Below are 15846 nucleotides of genomic sequence, written 5' to 3' on the forward strand. Positions count from 1 at the left end.
CGCCATCCGGGCGCGAAGGACCACACCATGGCCGCACGTTCCATTGCCTCGCTGACGCTGAGTTTCGGGTTGGTCTCCATCCCCGTGCGTCTTTATTCGGCGACCGAGAGCGCCGCCACCATCAGGTTCAACCTGCTGACCAAGGACGGCTCCCGCGTGAAGCAGCAGTACGTGTCCGAGAAGGACCAGAGCGTGGTGCCGCGCGCCGAGATGGTGAAGGGCTACGAGTTCGAGAAGGACCGATTCGTGCTCTTCACGCCCGACGAGCTCAAGGCGCTCGAGGAAGGCAGCAGCCACATCGTCGAGATCACGGCCTTCATTCCCGAGAGCGCCGTCGATCCCATCTACTACGACAAGGCCTATTTCCTGGCCCCCGACAAGCGCGGCGGCAAGCCTTACGCCCTGCTTTCGGAAGCCATGCGCAAGAGCGGACGCTGCGCCCTGGCCAAGTGGTCGTGGAAAGCAAAGCAGTACGTGGTGCAGATCCGGCCCGCCGAAGATGGGCTGATCCTGCAGCAGCTCCTCTATGCCGACGAGGTGCGCTCGATGAAGGAGCTCGACATCGAGAAGGTCAGCGTCTCCCCGGCGGAGCTGCAGCTCGCGCTGCAATTGATCGACCAGATCTCGGAAGACGAATACGACCCGAGCCAGTACCAGGACGAGGAAAAGAAGCGCGTGCTCGCGGCGATCGACGAGAAGATCGCCGGCAAGCACATCGTCGCCTCCGCACGTGCCGAAGAAACGGGCGGCGGCGGCCAGGTCATCGACCTCATGGATGCGCTCAAGGCCAGCCTCGGCAAGAAGCCGCGCCCCGCAACCGCAGCGCCTGCCGTGCCCGCGAAGACGGCCGCCAAGGCAGCGCGCGAGAACGTCTCGCCCATGTTCGAGGCCGGCGAAAGAAAGTCGGCCAAGCGGGCCGCCAAGAGCGACGAAGCCCCCGCGACGCCGGCCCGCGCGCGGGCCAGGAAGGGGTGACCAGCCTGGGGGAGTCCGTTCGATGAGCGCGGCCCGGTCGCCCGAAGGCGCTCGCACCGCGGCGCGTGGCGCGGAGCTTCCCTTATGAGCGCTGCCGCAGCCGCGTCGCCGTACACCTTGCGGCGCGTACAGCAGATGCTCGGCATGTCGCGCATCGCGATCCAGCGCCTCGTGCACGCGGGCTTCGTCACGCCCACGCGCGGCGCACGCAACGAGTTCCGCTTCAGCTTCCAGGACCTGATGCTGCTGCGCACCGCCCAGGGCCTGCAGGAGGCGCAGATCCCGCCGCGCAAGATCCTGCGCTCGCTGCGCCAGCTGCGCGCGACGCTGCCGGGCGAGCTGCCGCTGACGGGCATGCGCATCACGGCCGTGGGTACCGACGTCGCCGTGCGCGATCGCCACAGCACCTGGGAGGCGGGCTCGGGGCAACTGCTGCTGGACTTCGAGGTTGCGCCGGTCGAGGGCAGCGTGGCCTTCCTGGCGCCGAGTCCGGCCCCGAAGCCCGGCGACGCCGACGCGCGGCAACTGCTGGCCGACGGGGAGGCCCTGGAGAGCACCGACCCGGCCGGCGCCGAAGCGGCCTACCGCGCGGCGATCGCCGCGGCGCCCGACCACGTCGACGCCTACGTCAATCTCGGAGCCCTGCTCTGCGACCTGCAGCGCTACGAGGAAGCCGTCCAGCTCCACGAGTACGCACTGCCCCGCTGCCCGCACTCGGCCCTGCTGTTCTTCAACCACGCGATCGCGCTGGAGGAGCTCGGGCGCCTGCGCATCGCCGCGCTGAACTACGAGCGCAGCCTGCAGCTCGACCCGGACTTCGCCGATGCGCACTACAACCTGGGCCGGCTGCAGGAGCTCTTCGGCGACGCCCGCGGCGCGCTGCGCCACCTCAATGCGTACCGGCGACTGACCCGTTGAGCCTCCCCGGCCGCGCTTAAGTTTCCCCTAAGACTGGGGGCACACACTGCGTACCGGCAGCCCGTTCTCCTCCTCCCTCCTCCCTCAATCAGGGCTGTCCTTCACCCGCTTCGGCGGGTTTTTTCTTGGCTGCTCGAAATGTGCCGGGGCTGGTACGGTCAGCTAGAAGCTTTCCCAGTCGCCGCCGGCAGGCAGGGCCGCCGCAGGCTTGGGCGGTGACGCGGCGGCGATCCGGCGGACGGGCGGCTTCGCGCGCGCAGCCGCTTCGGGCGCCGGCCGGATCTGCACCGGCATGACCGGCATGACCGGCGCGGACGGCGCTTCGCCCTCATCGAGCTTGAAGGTGCCGACCACCTGCGAAAGCTTGCCGGCCTGCTCCTGCATCGACTGCGCCGCGGCTGCAGCTTCTTCCACCAGCGCCGCGTTCTGCTGCGTCACCTGGTCCATCTGAGTGATGGCCTGGTTGATCTGCTCGATGCCTTGCGTCTGCTCGTGGCTCGCCGCGCTGATCTCGCCGACGATGTCGGTCACCCGGCGGATGCTGCCCACGATCTCTTCCATGGTCTTGCCGGCTTCGCCCACCAGCGCGCTGCCGGCGTCCACCTTGCCCACCGAGTCGTCGATCAGGCCCTTGATCTCCTTGGCGGCGGCAGCGGAGCGTTGCGCCAGGTTGCGCACTTCGGAGGCCACCACCGCGAAGCCGCGGCCCTGCTCGCCGGCGCGCGCCGCTTCCACCGCGGCATTGAGCGCGAGGATGTTGGTCTGGAAGGCGATGCCGTCGATCACGCCGATGATGTCGACGATCTTCTTCGACGAGGCATTGATCGAGGCCATGGTGCTCACCACCTGGCCCACCACATTGCCGCCCTTCACCGCCACGTCGGAAGCCGACAGCGCCAGCTGGTTCGCCTGCCGCGCGTTGTCGGCGTTCTGCTTGACCGTGGAGGTCAGCTCTTCCATCGAGGCGGCCGTCTGCTCGAGCGCGCTGGCCTGCTCCTCGGTGCGCGAGGACAGGTCCTGGTTGCCGGCGGCGATCTCCCGCGACGCGGTCACGATGGAATCGGTCGACGCCTTGATGCGGGTCACCACGTCGGTCAGCGTGTCCTCCATCTCGCCCATGCCTCGCAGCAGGCGGCCGAACTCGCCCCCGCGCTCGGTCTCGAATTCCTTGCTGAGGTCGCCGGCCGCCACCGTCTCGGCGATGAAGATGGCCTCGTCCAGCGGCCGCACGATGCTGCGCACCAGCCCGACGGTCCAGCCGACGCCCGTCGCCAACGCCAGCAGACCCATCCCGATCAACAGCCGGCGCGTGCCGTCGATGGACTGCTCCAGCTCGGCAGCCGCGGCCCGATCCTGCCGATCCTGCACCTCGGCCAGCGCCGTGAGCTGCTTGTGCATCGCATCCGGCGCCGGGGTGCCCTGCGCAAGCTGCCGGATGCCGTTCTGCAGCGCTTCCTGCTGCACGGCCCGGGCCCGTTCGTGGATCTCGGCCATGCTGCGCAGACGCACCATCCCGATCGTGATCGCCACTGCCATCAACAGCAGGACGATCCCGAAACCCCACCCGAGGCGGGTCGCGATCTTCATATTCCGCATGCTTGTTCCTCCACGGCCGCCGAATGCGGGGCCTGGTCATGGAGGCTTATCGGCAGGCAGGCTGCGGAACTTGAGGGCCTGAATCTAGGTAAAAACCCTTGTCGACGAGGCGTGAGGGCAACCCGGGGGGCGCCGCAGCGGCAGCTACCCGTCCAGCGGCACGCCGCCACCGAAATGGACGACCCACTGGTCCCAGAGCTCCTGATTGACGGCTGCGAAAGGCCGCTGCCAGGCGGTCAGCATGTGCAGCTGGATCTGCTGCGCCTGCATCAGGCTCTGGATGATGGCGGCCTGCAGGTCGAGGACCGGCTGGAAGCTGCCATAAGCGCTAGGGGGCAGGTCGGCGGCGGCGGCAAAGGTCATGGCGGAGGGTCTCCATGGGAATTTGGATGGACGGCAGTCGTTGGCACGCAAGGCCGCGCCGCCTTGCGCCGAGTCGAAACATGAAGCCTAGTGGATGCCTTCCGCCGCATCAAGCCGTTTCGACAAGCACGCGCTGCACCTTGCCGCTGGCGCCTCGGCATTCGCGCTGCCCGCTCTTGCAGTGGATGTGCACGCCGTCGGCGCCCAGGCGCAGCAGGTAGGCCGACAGCGCCATGCGCGCGCGGCGCAGGCCCTCGACTGCCGCCTTGCCTTGCAGGCCGGTGCGCAGGAGCAGCTCGCAGGGGCCTTGCTGAACCAGCTGGAAGTCGAACAGGCCCGCATCGTCCTCCAGCACCGTGCTCACCGCCAGCGGGGGCACGCACACGGCGCGCCCGCCTGGCCGGCCGAGGCGCAGCGCATCGTCGTTGCGGCCTTCCACCTCGATCACGGGCAAGGCAGAGCCGCAGGGGCACGCCGCGGGATCGTGCCGGATGCTGTCCCCGAGCTCGTAGCGGATCAGCGGCTGCACATGGTTGGCGAGATTGGTCAGCAACGAGGTGGCGCCACGTTCGCCCGGCGGGACCGCACGCCCCTGCGCGTCCACCGACTCGAGGATCGCCCAATCGCTGTTGAAATGGAGCCGGCCGTGGCGGCATTCGCTGGCCAGAGTCAGGAATTCCGAGGCGCCGTAGTTGTCGATCACCGGGCAGCCCAGCGCCTGCTGCACGAAGCCGCGCCGCGTTGCCGACAGTTCCTCGCCGCCGGTCCACATCTCTTTCGGCACCGCGTTCAGCCGGCCGGCCAGGCGCTCCTCGGCCAGCAGCAGCGCGACGCTCGGATAGGTGGCGACCACGGTGGGCCGCAGGGCGTCGAGCTCGGCCGCAAGCGCCTCGGGGGATTGCAAAAAGGAGACGCCGCGCAGGCTCATCGAGAGGGCGGGGTTGAGCCGCCGCAGGCGCTCCATCGAAACCGTGCTCGCGAAATGCCCGTCCGTCGCCCCGACGAAGACGATGCGCTCGCCCAGCCCGAAAGGGTTCATCAGGCGCTCCAGCGAGCGCGCCGCCGGGCGGCGCAGGTATTCCAGCGCGTCGTAGACCGCCATCGCGTGGGCGTCCTGCACGAAGATGCCCGGCTCGCCGCTGCTGCCGGAACTCTCCCACACCACGTAGCGGCCGGCGAAGGGATCGGCGATGCGGGAGCGGTCGGCGGTGAAGCGGCGCAGCGCATCGAGGCGCAGCGCCGGGTCGGCGACCCAGTCGTCGAAGGCGTGCATCAGCTCGGCCTTGCGCACCACCGGCAGCTGGTCCAGCCGCGCGCGGGCCGGGTCCAAGCCTTGGAACCGTCGGCGATAGAAGGCAGATCCGCGCACGGCGGCGCGCAAGAGATCGGTCAGCCGCCGCGCCTGCCGCTCGGCCAGCCCCTGGGGGCCGGCCTGCGAGGCCGCGGCCGCATCGAGGGCGATGCGGCTCGTCAGCCAGGGATCGAAGGGCGGGAGCATGGGCACGGTGGAAAGGCAGAACCCGCCATGGTGGACGCAGCCGCCCGGCTTGCCAAGGAATATCAGCGCGGCGCGGCGGGCGATCCCGCGGCTGCGAGGTCCGTCAGCGCGCTTCGCGCCGCGCAAGCAGCACGTTGCCGCCGGTCGTGTTGAAGGAAATGGTCGGTGCGCTGAAGTCGCTCAGCGGCGCGCCCAGGCCGATTTCGCCGCTGCCGTGCAGCACGCATTCGTCGCGCCGCAGCGCGATCTCGCCGCTGGCGCCGGCAGTGCCGTGGAAGCGGACCCAGGTCCCGTAGGTGCTGATATCCACCAGCACGCAGCTGCCCTGCCGCGCCTCGATGCGCGCATGCAGGCGCGACACCCGCGGATCGTTGACGACGAACTGCGCCTCGTCCACGCGGCCCAGGTGGATGGGCAGCTCGGCGGCGCGGAACATGGAGCGCACATCGAGCCAGGCGAGCTCGATCTGGCCGAAGGAGGAGTCGGCCATGCGCGCGGACACGGGGAGCGAGGCCGGCATGGTGAGGAATTCGGTGACCTCGTCCTGCCAGTCGATGCGGTGAACGACCGGCATCTCGTTCTTGCCGCGGATGTTGATCGGGCCGAGGCTGCGATGCCGCACCTCGCCGCCCTGCAACTGGTCGATGACGGATTCGGTCGCCCAGATCTGGCTCGGGCCGGCCAGGTCGCTGAGCCGGGATGCCAGGTTGACGGCGTCGCCGTAGCAGTCGCCGTCGACCTCGACCACGTCGCCGCTCGCGACGCCGATCTGCAGTTCCATCCGCAGCGGGGCGGGCCAGGTCTGCAGGCGCTTCTGGTGGTTGCGCTGGAGCTCGAGCACGGCGCGCGTGGCATTGATGCCGTTGGTAAAGATTGCAAACACGCCGTCGCCCAGCGACTTGACGACACGGCCGCCGTGCGCCTCGCAGACGCCGCCGATCCATTGGATCAACCGGGTGACGGTCTCCGTGGCCCTGGCATTGCCCATGGCCTCGAAGACCCGCGTGCTCCCCGTCAGGTCAGCGAAAACGACAGTGGAATGACCGGTCATTTGTGCAATTTTTGGTAGCTCGCGCCGAAAGGATTATGGCAAAGCACGGTTCAAAGGCGCCGGAGGGGATCCAATCCAATCCGGTCCATTTCGGGCCGAGCGACCTGCATTTTCGTCGGAAACATTGGTTTACGTACGATGAATGTCGTCATTACAACTTAGGTATCACTTCTTCGCGCAGTGCATGAAGAAATTTGTGAAGTATGTTGTTTTTGATAATGAAATCTGGCGACTACTCTTGTGCGGTGAGATTTGTGGCCTTAACGTTGTAATCCTCTGGGCTCCTGGCAACCGCCTTAGTGACATGGCATTAATCCAAAGTATTCTTCGCGTTGTTTCGTTCCCTGTTTTGGGCCTGCGCCGCTCATCGGAGCGGCAAATGGGACAGATTCGCAATGCCATGCTGTCGCTGTTGCAGAACCATGGCGGCCATGGCGCCCAGCGCGTGGCACAGCGCGTTCGGTTCGCGGGCGATATGGAAGCGCTCTGGTACCTGCGCCAGGACGTGCTGACCGCCCTGAGCGCGGTCGACGGCGAAACCGCCGCCCGGCGCCAGATGCGCCAGATCAACCGCCTGTTCAAGGGTGGCCTGCCCGGCGCGATGGTGCCGCGGCCGCATCACCGCATCACCACCTGAGCGCCCACCGCTCCCGCAAAGGCCGCTGCCCGTGCAGCGGCTTTGTTTTTTGGGGATGCGTTCAGTGCGCGTGCGCGTGCCGGTGGCCCCACACCATGAAGACGTCCCGCCCATCGGCCGCGAGCTCGACCTGGGCGCCGACCGGCAGCAGGACCTTGGTCGGTACATGGCCGAAGGGCAGACCCGTGAGCACCGGCGCCTTGATCAGCGTGCGCAGCCGCGCGACCACCGTCTGCAGGTCGAAGCCCCGGTCGTGCGGCACTTTGCGCACGCCGGTGAAGTGGCCGAAGAGCACGGCCTTCTGGCGCGCCAGCACGCCGGCATGGCGCAACTGGTCGAGCATGCGCTCCACCCGGTAGGGGTGCTCGTTCACGTCTTCCAGGAAGAGCACGCCCTTGTCGATGGCCGGGAAGTACGGCGTGCCCAGCAGGCTCGCGAGCACGCAGAGATTGCCGCCCCACAGCGTGGCGCCATGCAGGCCGCGAAAGCCGTCGAGCGAATCGGCGTCGCGCTTGGACACGCGCCATCCGGTGCCTTCGCCCTGGCCGTGCAGCAGGTCGTCGAAGCAGGCTTCCATGATGTCGTCGGCACCGTCCTCGGCACCGAAGTCCTCGCCCACCGCGGGGCCCTGCCAGCTCACCGCGCCTGTCTTCGCCAGCAGCGCGCTCTGCAGCGCGGTGAAGTCGCTGAGCCCGACGAACTCGGTGCCGCGCTCGATGGCCTTGGCGAGCGCCTTGTAGGGAATGGCGTCGAGGATGCGCGTGAGGCCATAGCCGCCGCGCGAGATCAGCGCCACGTCGGCCCGGCTGGCCGCAGCGCGCGCGATGGCCGCCAGGCGGGTCGCATCGTCGCCCGCAAAGCGTTGATGGGTGTCCAGTGCGGTCTCGTCGACCTCGACGTCGTGGCCCAGCGCCTGCAGGCGCTTGATGCCGCGCCGGAATGCGGCCTTGTCGCGCACGGCGCTGGAGGGGGAGTAGATATAGATGTGCTTCTTCTTCACGGGCCGAAGTATCCCATTGCCTCTCGAGCGATCAGCGAAGCCTGCTCCGGGGTGGGGCCGGAGACCTCCTGGGGAATGGGGCCGAGCGCGCGCAACGCGGCCTCGTAGCCCCGGTCGGGAAAGGGCGCATGCCAGGCGGCCGCCGCATCTCCGTGCCCATCGGGCGCAGCCAGCGCCAGGCCGAAGCGCTCCGGCGCGGCCTGCGTGAGCAGCGTCGCGAGTTCGGCGGCGCCGGCGCTGTACACCAGCGCGAGCGGGCCCGGCTCGAGCCGCTCCAGCCATTCGAGCAGCAAGGCGCAGTGCCAATCCCAGCGATGGATTGCATCGCGCTTGGGCTTGTCGCTTCGGCCGAAGCCGATCAGGTCGGGCACCAGGACGCGCAGCCCGGGCACGCGCGCGAGGTGCCGGAAGAAGTAGCTCCACTCGCCCGGCCCGTGCAGGCACAGGCAGGCCCAGGCAGCGTCGGCGGGGCCTTCGTCGAGGTAGTGCATGCGCCAGCCCTGCTGGCCGGGCAGGTCGCTGACGTAGCGCGGCGCGAAGCCGTAGTCCGGCAGTGCATCGAAGCGCTCGGCAGGCGTGCGCAGCGCATCGTCGCGCAAGGGCTCGGCAGCCTCGCGCGCGGCGCTGCGGCGTCCCTTGAAGAAATCCTGCAGCAGCGCCTGGCACTCGGGCGCGAGCACGCCGCCCTGCACCTGGGTGCGGTGGTTGAGCTGCTGCAGGGCGAACAGGTCGAGCACCGAGCCGGCCGCGCCGGTCTTCGGGTCGGCTGCGCCGAACACCACCCGCGCGAGCCGCGCATGCAGCAAGGCGCCCGCGCACATCGCGCAGGGCTCCAGCGTCACGTAGAGCTCGCAGCCATCGAGCCGGTAGTTGCCCAGCGCCGCGCCGGCGGCGCGCAGCGCGTTCATCTCGGCATGGGCGCTGGGATCGCTGGACGCGACCGGCGCGTTGCGCCCGGTGGCGACCAGCCGGCCTTCCTTCACGAGCACGGCGCCGACAGGCACCTCGCCGGCTTCCGCGGCGCGGCGCGCCTCGCCGAGCGCGAGGCGCATCCAGTGCTCGTCACCTGGCGTCATCGGGGACCGGTCGCGCCTGCTGCATCGCGGCGTCCATCGATTGCTGGAACTGCTGCTGGACCTGCCGGGGCTGCGACACCGGCGCGCGCCCGTCGGCGGCGGCCGGTGCGCCGACGGCCATGCCGCCCATCTGCTTCTTCACGAGCACACCGACGATCACGAGGGCGAGCACCAGTCCGATCAATCCGAGCGTGCGCATCCTTCAGCTCTCCTGCGCCTGCGCCGCATCGGTCTTCATGCCGAGCCGCTGCATCCAGGCGGCCAGCGCCTGCTCGTCCGGCGTGCCCGTGCTGTAGCGCGCCCAGGTCGCGGCATGCGCCTCGCGCCGGTGCTGGTTGAGCTTGAGCTTGCATTGCAGCTGCGTCACCTGCAGCTCGAAGCCGACGATGCCGCCCAGCATCTTCATTTGGAACTCCTCGCCCAGGTCGCGCCACTGCTGGGCATAGGCCGGCTCGTGCTCGCCGATCAGGCGCTTGAGCAGCGCGTCCTTCTCGACCGGCGTCTCGATCAGCCGGGCCTCGACGGTGCAATGCACGGCCAGGTAGTTCCAGGTGGGCACGCGCGCCAGATCCGGGTAGACCGAAGGCGACAGGTAGGCATGCGGCCCGAGAAAGGTCGCCACGGCCCTGGGCCGCGCCTGCAGGTGGCGCCACTGCGGATTGGGCTTGGCGCAATGGCCCAGCAGCGCGAAGCCGCCCTCCTCGCCGCGGTCATCCAGCACCAGCGGCAGGTGCGTGACGAAAGGCAGGCCCTCGTCGTCGGTCGAGATCAGGCTGGCGAAGGGATGGGCGCGCATCAGTTCCGCGGCGATGGCGCGGTCCTGGCTGTTGAACTGGGGCGGCATGTACATGGGGCGGACCTCCTCGTGGGATCGCCCATTGTCCGCGAGGCGCTCTATTTCGCGCCGGCCGCCTTGAGTTTGTCGACCATGGCCGCGTAGCCCCGTTGGCGCGCCAGCCGCAGGGGCGTGTTGCCCTGCCGGTCGGCCAGCTGCAGGTTGGCCCCGGCATCGACCAGGGCCGCCAGCGTACGCTGGTGCCGCGGCCCCCCATCGCCGAGCACGATGGATTCGATCAGCGCGGTCCAGTGCAGGTTGTTGACATGGTCCAGCGGCGCGCCGGCTGCGATCAGGCGGCGCACCACCTCGTCGTGCCCGAGGTGCGCTGCGGCGATCAGCGCGGTGCCGTCGTAGCGGCTGGTGATCTGGCGCGGGCTGGCGCCCAGCGACAGCAGCATGGAGAGCGTGGCCGGATCGTCGGCCACGGCCGCGATGGTGATCGCGTCGTAGCGGTCGTCCTCCAGCACGTCGAGCTTCGCGCCGGCCTGCGCGAGCTGGCGGATCGCCTCCCGCTGGCGCGCATGCGTCGCCACATGCAGGGCCGTGCGGCCGCGGCCATCGCGCGCCTCCAGGTCGGCGCCGGCCGCGACCAGTGCCTGGAGCCGCGCCAGGTCGCCGCGCCACGCGGCCTGGTGCACGCCCTCGTAGGCGAGCACCTCCGAGGCCGAGGGCGGCACCTGCGCCGCGACCGGCGCTGCTGCGACGATCGCGAGCGCGGCCAAGGCGGCGCGCACGGCCGCCCGAAGGCGAAGGCACTCCCATGAGCGAGGCGCGGCCTTCATCACCTTCAGCCCAGCTGCGCCTTGACCTTCTCGATGCCCGCGTTGGCGCATTGCTCGTCGAGGTGCCCGCCCGGCGCCCCGCCGACGCCGACCGCGCCGATGACCTCGTTGCCGGCCTTGACCGGCACGCCGCCGCCGAGCAGCAGGAAGCCGGGGATGTTCACCAGATTGGCCGCGCCCGGATTCTTCTGCGCGTTCTCCATCATCGCCAGCGTGGGCGCCTTGGCCGAGGCCGAGGTCCAGGCCTTGCGCTCGCTGGCCGCGAGGGTGTGCGAGCCCGCGGTATCGGCGCGCTGCACCGCCCGCACCACGCCGGCGCGGTCGACCACGGTCGCCGCGACCGCATAGCCATTGGCCGCGCAGGCTGCCACGGTGGCCGTGGCGATCTGGTTCGCGAGTTCCAGCGAGATGTTGCGCTCGGTGCGCACGGCCGGGGCACCGGCCGGGGCTTGCTGGGCCTGCACGCTCAGTGCACCGAAAGCGAGCGAGACGGCGAGCGCGCCGAGGCGAAGGGACGAATGCATGAAGTGTTCTCCGAAGGTCGTTGGATGTGATGCGCCGGCGCCTTGCCGGCCGCACCGCCACTGTAGGAATCGCGCGCCGCCGCCGCCATTCGTACGGCTACGCCGGTCCTGCGTAGAACTACGGAGCGTCGCCGGCCAGCGTGGCGTAGCGCCGGATCAGCTGCGCCAGCGATTCGCAGCCCAGCTTGGCGAACAGGTTGGCGCGGTGGGTCTCCACCGTGCGCGGCGAGAGCGCCAGCGTGCGCGCGATCTCCTTGTTCGTCAGCCCCTCGACGATGAATCGCAGCACCTCGCGCTCGCGCTCGGAGAGCTGCGCATGCCGCTCGCGCGCCGCCTGGTCGGCCTGGGCCCGCTCGCGCGAGCGCACATGCTGGCGCACGGCCTGTTGCAGGGCCTCGAGCAGTTGCTCGTCGTCGACCGGCTTCTCGAGGAACTCCGCCGCGCCGGCCTTGAAAGCGCGCCGGCACATCTCCACCGTGCCGTGGCCGGTCAGCATGATCACCGGCTGGTCCACGCCCTGCGCCACCAGCGTGTCGAGCACCGCCAGCCCGCTGATGCCCGGCATGCGCACGTCGAGCACGATGGCGCCGATGCCGCTGCGGTCGAAGCCCGCGATGAAGGCCTGCGGGTCCGCCCAGCCCTGGGTGCGCAGGCCCACCGTGCCGATCAGCAGGGCCAGGCTCTCGCGCACCGCCTGGTCGTCGTCGATCAGGTGGACCAGCGGCGACTGCGGCTCGTTCGTCATGTCTGGCATTCCTGCATCGCCAGCGGCAGCCGCAGCGTGAAGCGCGCGCCGCGCGGCAGCTCCGGCTCGGCAGCCAGCGTCCCGCCCATCGCGCCGGCCAGCGTCTCGCACAGGCTCAGGCCCAGGCCCAGGCCGCCTTCGCGCGTGCTGAAGAAGGGCTCGAAGATGCGCGCCAGCAGCTCGGGGGCGATGCCGCGGCCGTTGTCGCTCACGCGCAGCACGCCCTGAGTGCCCTGGCGCTCGACCGCGAGCCGCAGCTGCCGCTCGCCGGCGGGCAGCTCGTCGAGCGCCTGCAGCGCGTTCATCAGCAGGTTGTGGACGATCTGCTCCAGCGCCACGGGCTCGGCCTGCACGCTCACCGGCGCCTGCTGCGCGCCTTCGAGCACCGGCGCGATGGCGCGCCGGTCGAACTCCGGCGCCAGCAGGTGCAGCGCGCTGCGCACCGCATCCTGCAGCGGCACCGGCCTGGCGGCGCCGGCCTGGCCGGGGCGCTCGATCACGCGGCGCAGGCGCCCCACGACGTCGGCCGCACGGCGCGCCTGCTCGGCCGCCTGCTGCATCGCGCCGCGCGCGGTCGCGAGCTCGGGCGGATGCTCGTCGAGCAGCCGGCGTGCCGCCTGGGTGTTGGCCAGCACCGCCGTCAGCGGCTGGTTGAGCTCGTGCGCCATGCCCGCCGCGAGCTCGCCCAGGGCATTGAGCCGCGCGACCTGGCCCAGCCGCAGCAGTTCCTCGGCGCGCCGGCGCTCGACGCGCTGGCGCTGCAGCGCGCGGACGCCCCACAGCACCGCGCCCATGGCGCCGGCCCATGCCAGCATCCAGGCCCACGGCAGCTCGCCCCAGGACACGTGGCGCTCGGCCACCAAATCGAAGGGCTGGCTGTCCGAGGCCAGCGCCTTGCGAAAGGAAAAGGCCCAGCCCTGCGGCGTCGCCGGCCGCCCGGGCTGCACCACGAACTGCTGTCCCGCCCGCTCCAGCACCACGCGCACCGGGCTGGTCTTGGGGTCCATCGGCCAGTCGCGCGAAGGCACGGTGCCGGCAAGGTCGATGTCCAGCGCATAGCTGGCGGGCGTGGCGCCGATCACCAGCCGATAGCGGCCCTTGGCCAGGTCCTGGCTCGCGAACTCCGGGCGCCGGAGCTCGCGCGACTTCGCCTCCGCAGCGGCGAGCGCGGGATCGGACCAGGCCGCGCCACCCTCGCGGCGCTCGACGCCGAGGATCGAGGGGTAGACCGACGGCAGCCGCTGCTCCGGCCGCCCGGCATCGGGCGCCGGCGCCAGCAGCGCCAGCGTGGCCAGCACCGCTTCGTACTGCACCGCCTGCTGGCTCATGAGCCGGTGCGCGATGCGGCCGTTGACCTCGAACTCCTCGTGCAGCCGCGCCAGCTCGGCGCGCGCGATCCAGGCCGCACCGGCGCCGGCGAGCAGCAGCCCTGCGAGCCACCAGCCAGCCTGCGTGCGCCACCATTGCCTCATGGCGCGGATTGTGCCGTGCCGGCTGCGATGCCCGACGCAAGCGGGGGTGTATTGGCGGGGCACGCCACAATGGCGCCGATGAGCGTTCGCAGCAGATCCTTCCGCCTCGCCCTCGTCCTTCTTCTCCTCTCCCTCCTCAGCGCCTGCGCCACCCGCCCGTCACCCGGCGGGCTCGAACCGGTGTCGCTGGCGCGCATCGAGTCGCTGATCGCGCGCATGACGGTGGAGGAGAAGGTGGGCCAGTTGAGTCTCTATGCCCCTGCCGCCGTCGACACGGTGGCCAACCCGCAGGGCGCGCGCCAGAGCGAGGAGGAGCAGCTGGCGCAGATCCGCGCCGGCCGCGTGACCGGCCTCTTCAACAACGAGGGCCTCGAAGGCAAGCGCCGCGCCCAGCAGGCGGCGGTGAAGGAATCGCGCCTGGGCATCCCGCTCATCTTCGGCGCCGACATCATCCACGGCTTTCGCACCGTGTTCCCGGTGCCGCTGGCCGAGGCCGCGAGCTGGGAGCCGGCGCTGGCCGAGCGCACGGCGCATGCCTCCGCGGTGGAGGCCACGGCCGACGGCTTCCGATGGACCTTCGCGCCCATGGTTGACATCGCTCGCGACGCGCGCTGGGGCCGCGGCATCGAGGGCGCGGGCGAGGACGTCTTCCTGGGCCGGCAGTTCGCGGCCGCGCGCGTGCGCGGCTTCCAGGGCCCCGAGCTCGGCCGCGCCGACGCGATGCTGGCCACGCCCAAGCACTTCGCCGGCTACGGCGCGGCCGAGGGCGGGCTGGACTACAACGCGGTCGACCTCTCGGAGCGCACGCTGCGCGAGGTCTACCTGCCGCCCTTTCGCGCCGCCATCGACGCCGGCGCACTGTCGATCATGAGCGCCTTCAACGAGATCGGCGGCATTCCCTCCAACGCCAACCGCGCGCTGCTGACCGGCGTGCTGCGCGAGGAGTGGGGCTTCCAGGGCTTCGTGGTCTCGGACTACACCGCCGACGAGGAGCTGATCGCCCATGGCTTCGCGGCCGACGGGCGCGAGGCAGCCAAGCGCGCCTTCATGGCCGGCACCGACGTCAGCATGCAGAGCGGCCTGTACATGAAGTACCTGCCCGGCCTGATCGCCGATGGCGAGGTGCCGATGTCGCGGCTCGACGACGCAGTGCGGCGCGTGCTGCGGATCAAGCAGCGGCTCGGGCTCTTCGACCATCCCTTCCGCGGCCTCGAGGACAGGCCGGGCCCGCGCTTCGATGCCGCCGCGCACCAGGTGCTCGCGCGCGAGGCGGCGGGCCGCTCGATCGTCATGCTGCGCAACGACGACGAAGTGCTGCCCTTGCCGAAGTCGGGCAAGCGCATCGCGCTGATCGGCCCTTTCGCCGGTGCCGAGGACCTGTTCGGTCCCTGGCGCATCTTTCCCGGCCAGCAGCCGCCCACGGGCATCGAGCAGGCGATCCGGCAGTCGCTCGCCTCGCCCGAGCTGCTCACGGTGGTGCGCGGCGCCAACGTGGAGACGTCCATCCCCGGCGGCATCGAGGCGGCGGTGGCGGCCGCGCGCGAAGCCGACGTGGTGCTGCTGTCCATCGGCGAGAACGAGCAGATGTCCGGCGAAGCCCGCTCGCGCAGCGACATCGAGATTCCGCAGGCGCAGCAGGCGCTGGCCGAGGCCGTCGCCGCCACCGGCAAGCCGGTGGTGGTGCTGCTGCGCAACGGCCGCGCCCTGGCGCTGCGCGGCGCGGTGCGCGATGCGCGCGCCATCCTGGTCACCTGGTTTCTCGGCTCCGAGACCGGGCCGGCCATCAGCGACGTGCTGTTCGGCGACGTCAATCCCTCGGGCCGGCTGCCGGTGAGCTTTCCGCAGACGCCCGGCCAGGTGCCCTACTACTACGCCCACAAGCGCACCGGCCGCCCGCAGCTCGCCGATGCGCCGGCCACCGTCTACAAGGCGCGCTACCTGGACGCGAGCAACGACCCGGCCTTCGCCTTCGGCCAAGGTCTGGGCTATGCCAGGGTGCGCTACGACGCGGTCGAAATCAGCCCCGCGCGCATGGACTGGAACGGCAAGACCACCGTGCGCGCGCGCATCACCAACACCGGCCAGCGCGATGCCGAGGAGGTGGCCCAGCTCTACATCGGCAACCGCGCGGCCAGCATCACGCGGCCGGTGCGCGAGCTCAAGGGCTTCCGCAAGCTGCGCATCCCCGCGGGCCAGTCGGCCACGGTCGAGTTCACGCTCACGCGGGCCGACCTGATGTTCGTCGGGCAGTCCATGACGCCGACGGTGGAGCCGGGCCAGTTCGACCTGTGGATCGGGCCCTCGGCCACGGGCGGGCTGAAAACCAGCATGACGCTGGTGCCGGACTAGGCCCGAGCCCTTGTTCGGGATA

The 15846-nt window shown here is 70.5% G+C and carries 16 protein-coding genes; 4 read left to right on the forward strand and 12 right to left on the reverse strand.

The window, feature by feature from the left end; genetic code table 11:
• Positions 1 to 27 precede the first annotated feature (27 nt).
• Positions 28 to 975, forward strand: coding sequence for a non-homologous end joining protein Ku (gene ku, locus AC3A6Y_RS13455; RefSeq protein WP_487868717.1), 948 nt, complete (start codon positions 28 to 30; stop codon positions 973 to 975).
• Between the two features lie 84 nt (positions 976 to 1059).
• Positions 1060 to 1893: a tetratricopeptide repeat protein gene (locus tag AC3A6Y_RS13460; RefSeq protein WP_487868718.1), complete on the forward strand. Its 834-nt coding sequence runs from the start codon at positions 1060 to 1062 to the stop codon at positions 1891 to 1893.
• 162 nt (positions 1894 to 2055) lie between these two features.
• On the opposite strand, the gene AC3A6Y_RS13465 is transcribed toward AC3A6Y_RS13460, so the two are convergent.
• From AC3A6Y_RS13465 to AC3A6Y_RS13480, 4 genes are all read right to left on the reverse strand, one after another.
• Entirely contained in the window at positions 2056 to 3489 is a 1434-nt protein-coding gene (locus tag AC3A6Y_RS13465) for a methyl-accepting chemotaxis protein (RefSeq protein WP_487868719.1), read from the reverse strand.
• A 144-nt stretch (positions 3490 to 3633) separates the two neighbouring features.
• A complete protein-coding gene (locus AC3A6Y_RS13470; protein ID WP_487868720.1) occupies positions 3634 to 3852 on the reverse strand; it encodes a hypothetical protein in 219 nt (72 codons plus the stop codon).
• Positions 3853 to 3961: 109 nt separating this feature from the next.
• Positions 3962 to 5350, reverse strand: coding sequence for a phenylacetate--CoA ligase family protein (locus AC3A6Y_RS13475; protein WP_487868721.1), 1389 nt, complete (start codon positions 5348 to 5350; stop codon positions 3962 to 3964).
• A gap of 103 nt (positions 5351 to 5453) precedes the next feature.
• On the reverse strand, positions 5454 to 6401 hold the full coding sequence (locus AC3A6Y_RS13480; protein WP_487868722.1) for an adenylate/guanylate cyclase domain-containing protein: 948 nt from the start codon (positions 6399 to 6401) through the stop codon (positions 5454 to 5456).
• Between the two features lie 379 nt (positions 6402 to 6780).
• Between AC3A6Y_RS13480 and AC3A6Y_RS13485 the strand changes: the two genes are divergently transcribed.
• A complete protein-coding gene (locus AC3A6Y_RS13485) occupies positions 6781 to 7038 on the forward strand; it encodes a hypothetical protein (protein WP_487868723.1) in 258 nt (85 codons plus the stop codon).
• Between the two features lie 61 nt (positions 7039 to 7099).
• Here AC3A6Y_RS13485 and AC3A6Y_RS13490 read toward each other — a convergent pair whose 3' ends face one another.
• The 8 genes from AC3A6Y_RS13490 to AC3A6Y_RS13525 all read right to left on the reverse strand — a co-directional run bounded on the left by AC3A6Y_RS13490 (position 7100) and on the right by AC3A6Y_RS13525 (position 13475).
• Complete coding sequence (locus AC3A6Y_RS13490; RefSeq protein ID WP_487868724.1) at positions 7100 to 8038, reverse strand: LD-carboxypeptidase; 939 nt, start codon at positions 8036 to 8038, stop codon at positions 7100 to 7102.
• Positions 8035 to 9114, reverse strand: coding sequence for a tRNA adenosine(34) deaminase TadA (tadA, locus tag AC3A6Y_RS13495; RefSeq protein WP_487868725.1), 1080 nt, complete (start codon positions 9112 to 9114; stop codon positions 8035 to 8037). Before tadA ends, AC3A6Y_RS13490 begins: the two co-directional genes overlap by 4 nt.
• Entirely contained in the window at positions 9101 to 9313 is a 213-nt protein-coding gene (locus tag AC3A6Y_RS13500) for a hypothetical protein (protein ID WP_487868726.1), read from the reverse strand. Before AC3A6Y_RS13500 ends, tadA begins: the two co-directional genes overlap by 14 nt.
• A gap of 3 nt (positions 9314 to 9316) precedes the next feature.
• The gene (locus AC3A6Y_RS13505; protein WP_487868727.1) at positions 9317 to 9964 is read right to left on the reverse strand and encodes an FMN-binding negative transcriptional regulator; all 648 of its coding nucleotides are present in this window, start codon (positions 9962 to 9964) and stop codon (positions 9317 to 9319) included.
• A 44-nt stretch (positions 9965 to 10008) separates the two neighbouring features.
• Positions 10009 to 10734: an ankyrin repeat domain-containing protein gene (locus AC3A6Y_RS13510; RefSeq protein ID WP_487868728.1), complete on the reverse strand. Its 726-nt coding sequence runs from the start codon at positions 10732 to 10734 to the stop codon at positions 10009 to 10011.
• Between the two features lie 5 nt (positions 10735 to 10739).
• Complete coding sequence (locus tag AC3A6Y_RS13515; RefSeq protein WP_487868729.1) at positions 10740 to 11258, reverse strand: GlcG/HbpS family heme-binding protein; 519 nt, start codon at positions 11256 to 11258, stop codon at positions 10740 to 10742.
• A gap of 118 nt (positions 11259 to 11376) precedes the next feature.
• A complete protein-coding gene (locus AC3A6Y_RS13520) occupies positions 11377 to 12003 on the reverse strand; it encodes a response regulator transcription factor (protein WP_487868730.1) in 627 nt (208 codons plus the stop codon).
• Positions 12000 to 13475, reverse strand: a complete 1476-nt coding sequence (locus AC3A6Y_RS13525) for a sensor histidine kinase (protein WP_487868731.1) — start codon at positions 13473 to 13475, stop codon at positions 12000 to 12002. Before AC3A6Y_RS13525 ends, AC3A6Y_RS13520 begins: the two co-directional genes overlap by 4 nt.
• A 78-nt stretch (positions 13476 to 13553) precedes the next feature.
• Between AC3A6Y_RS13525 and AC3A6Y_RS13530 the strand changes: the two genes are divergently transcribed.
• Positions 13554 to 15824 carry a glycoside hydrolase family 3 N-terminal domain-containing protein gene (locus tag AC3A6Y_RS13530; RefSeq protein ID WP_487868732.1) on the forward strand — a complete coding sequence of 757 codons (2271 nt, stop codon included), beginning with the start codon at positions 13554 to 13556 and terminating at the stop codon, positions 15822 to 15824.
• Positions 15825 to 15846 lie beyond the last annotated feature (22 nt).

It is taken from the genome of Variovorax sp. Soil_C_17 (assembly GCF_057657265.1).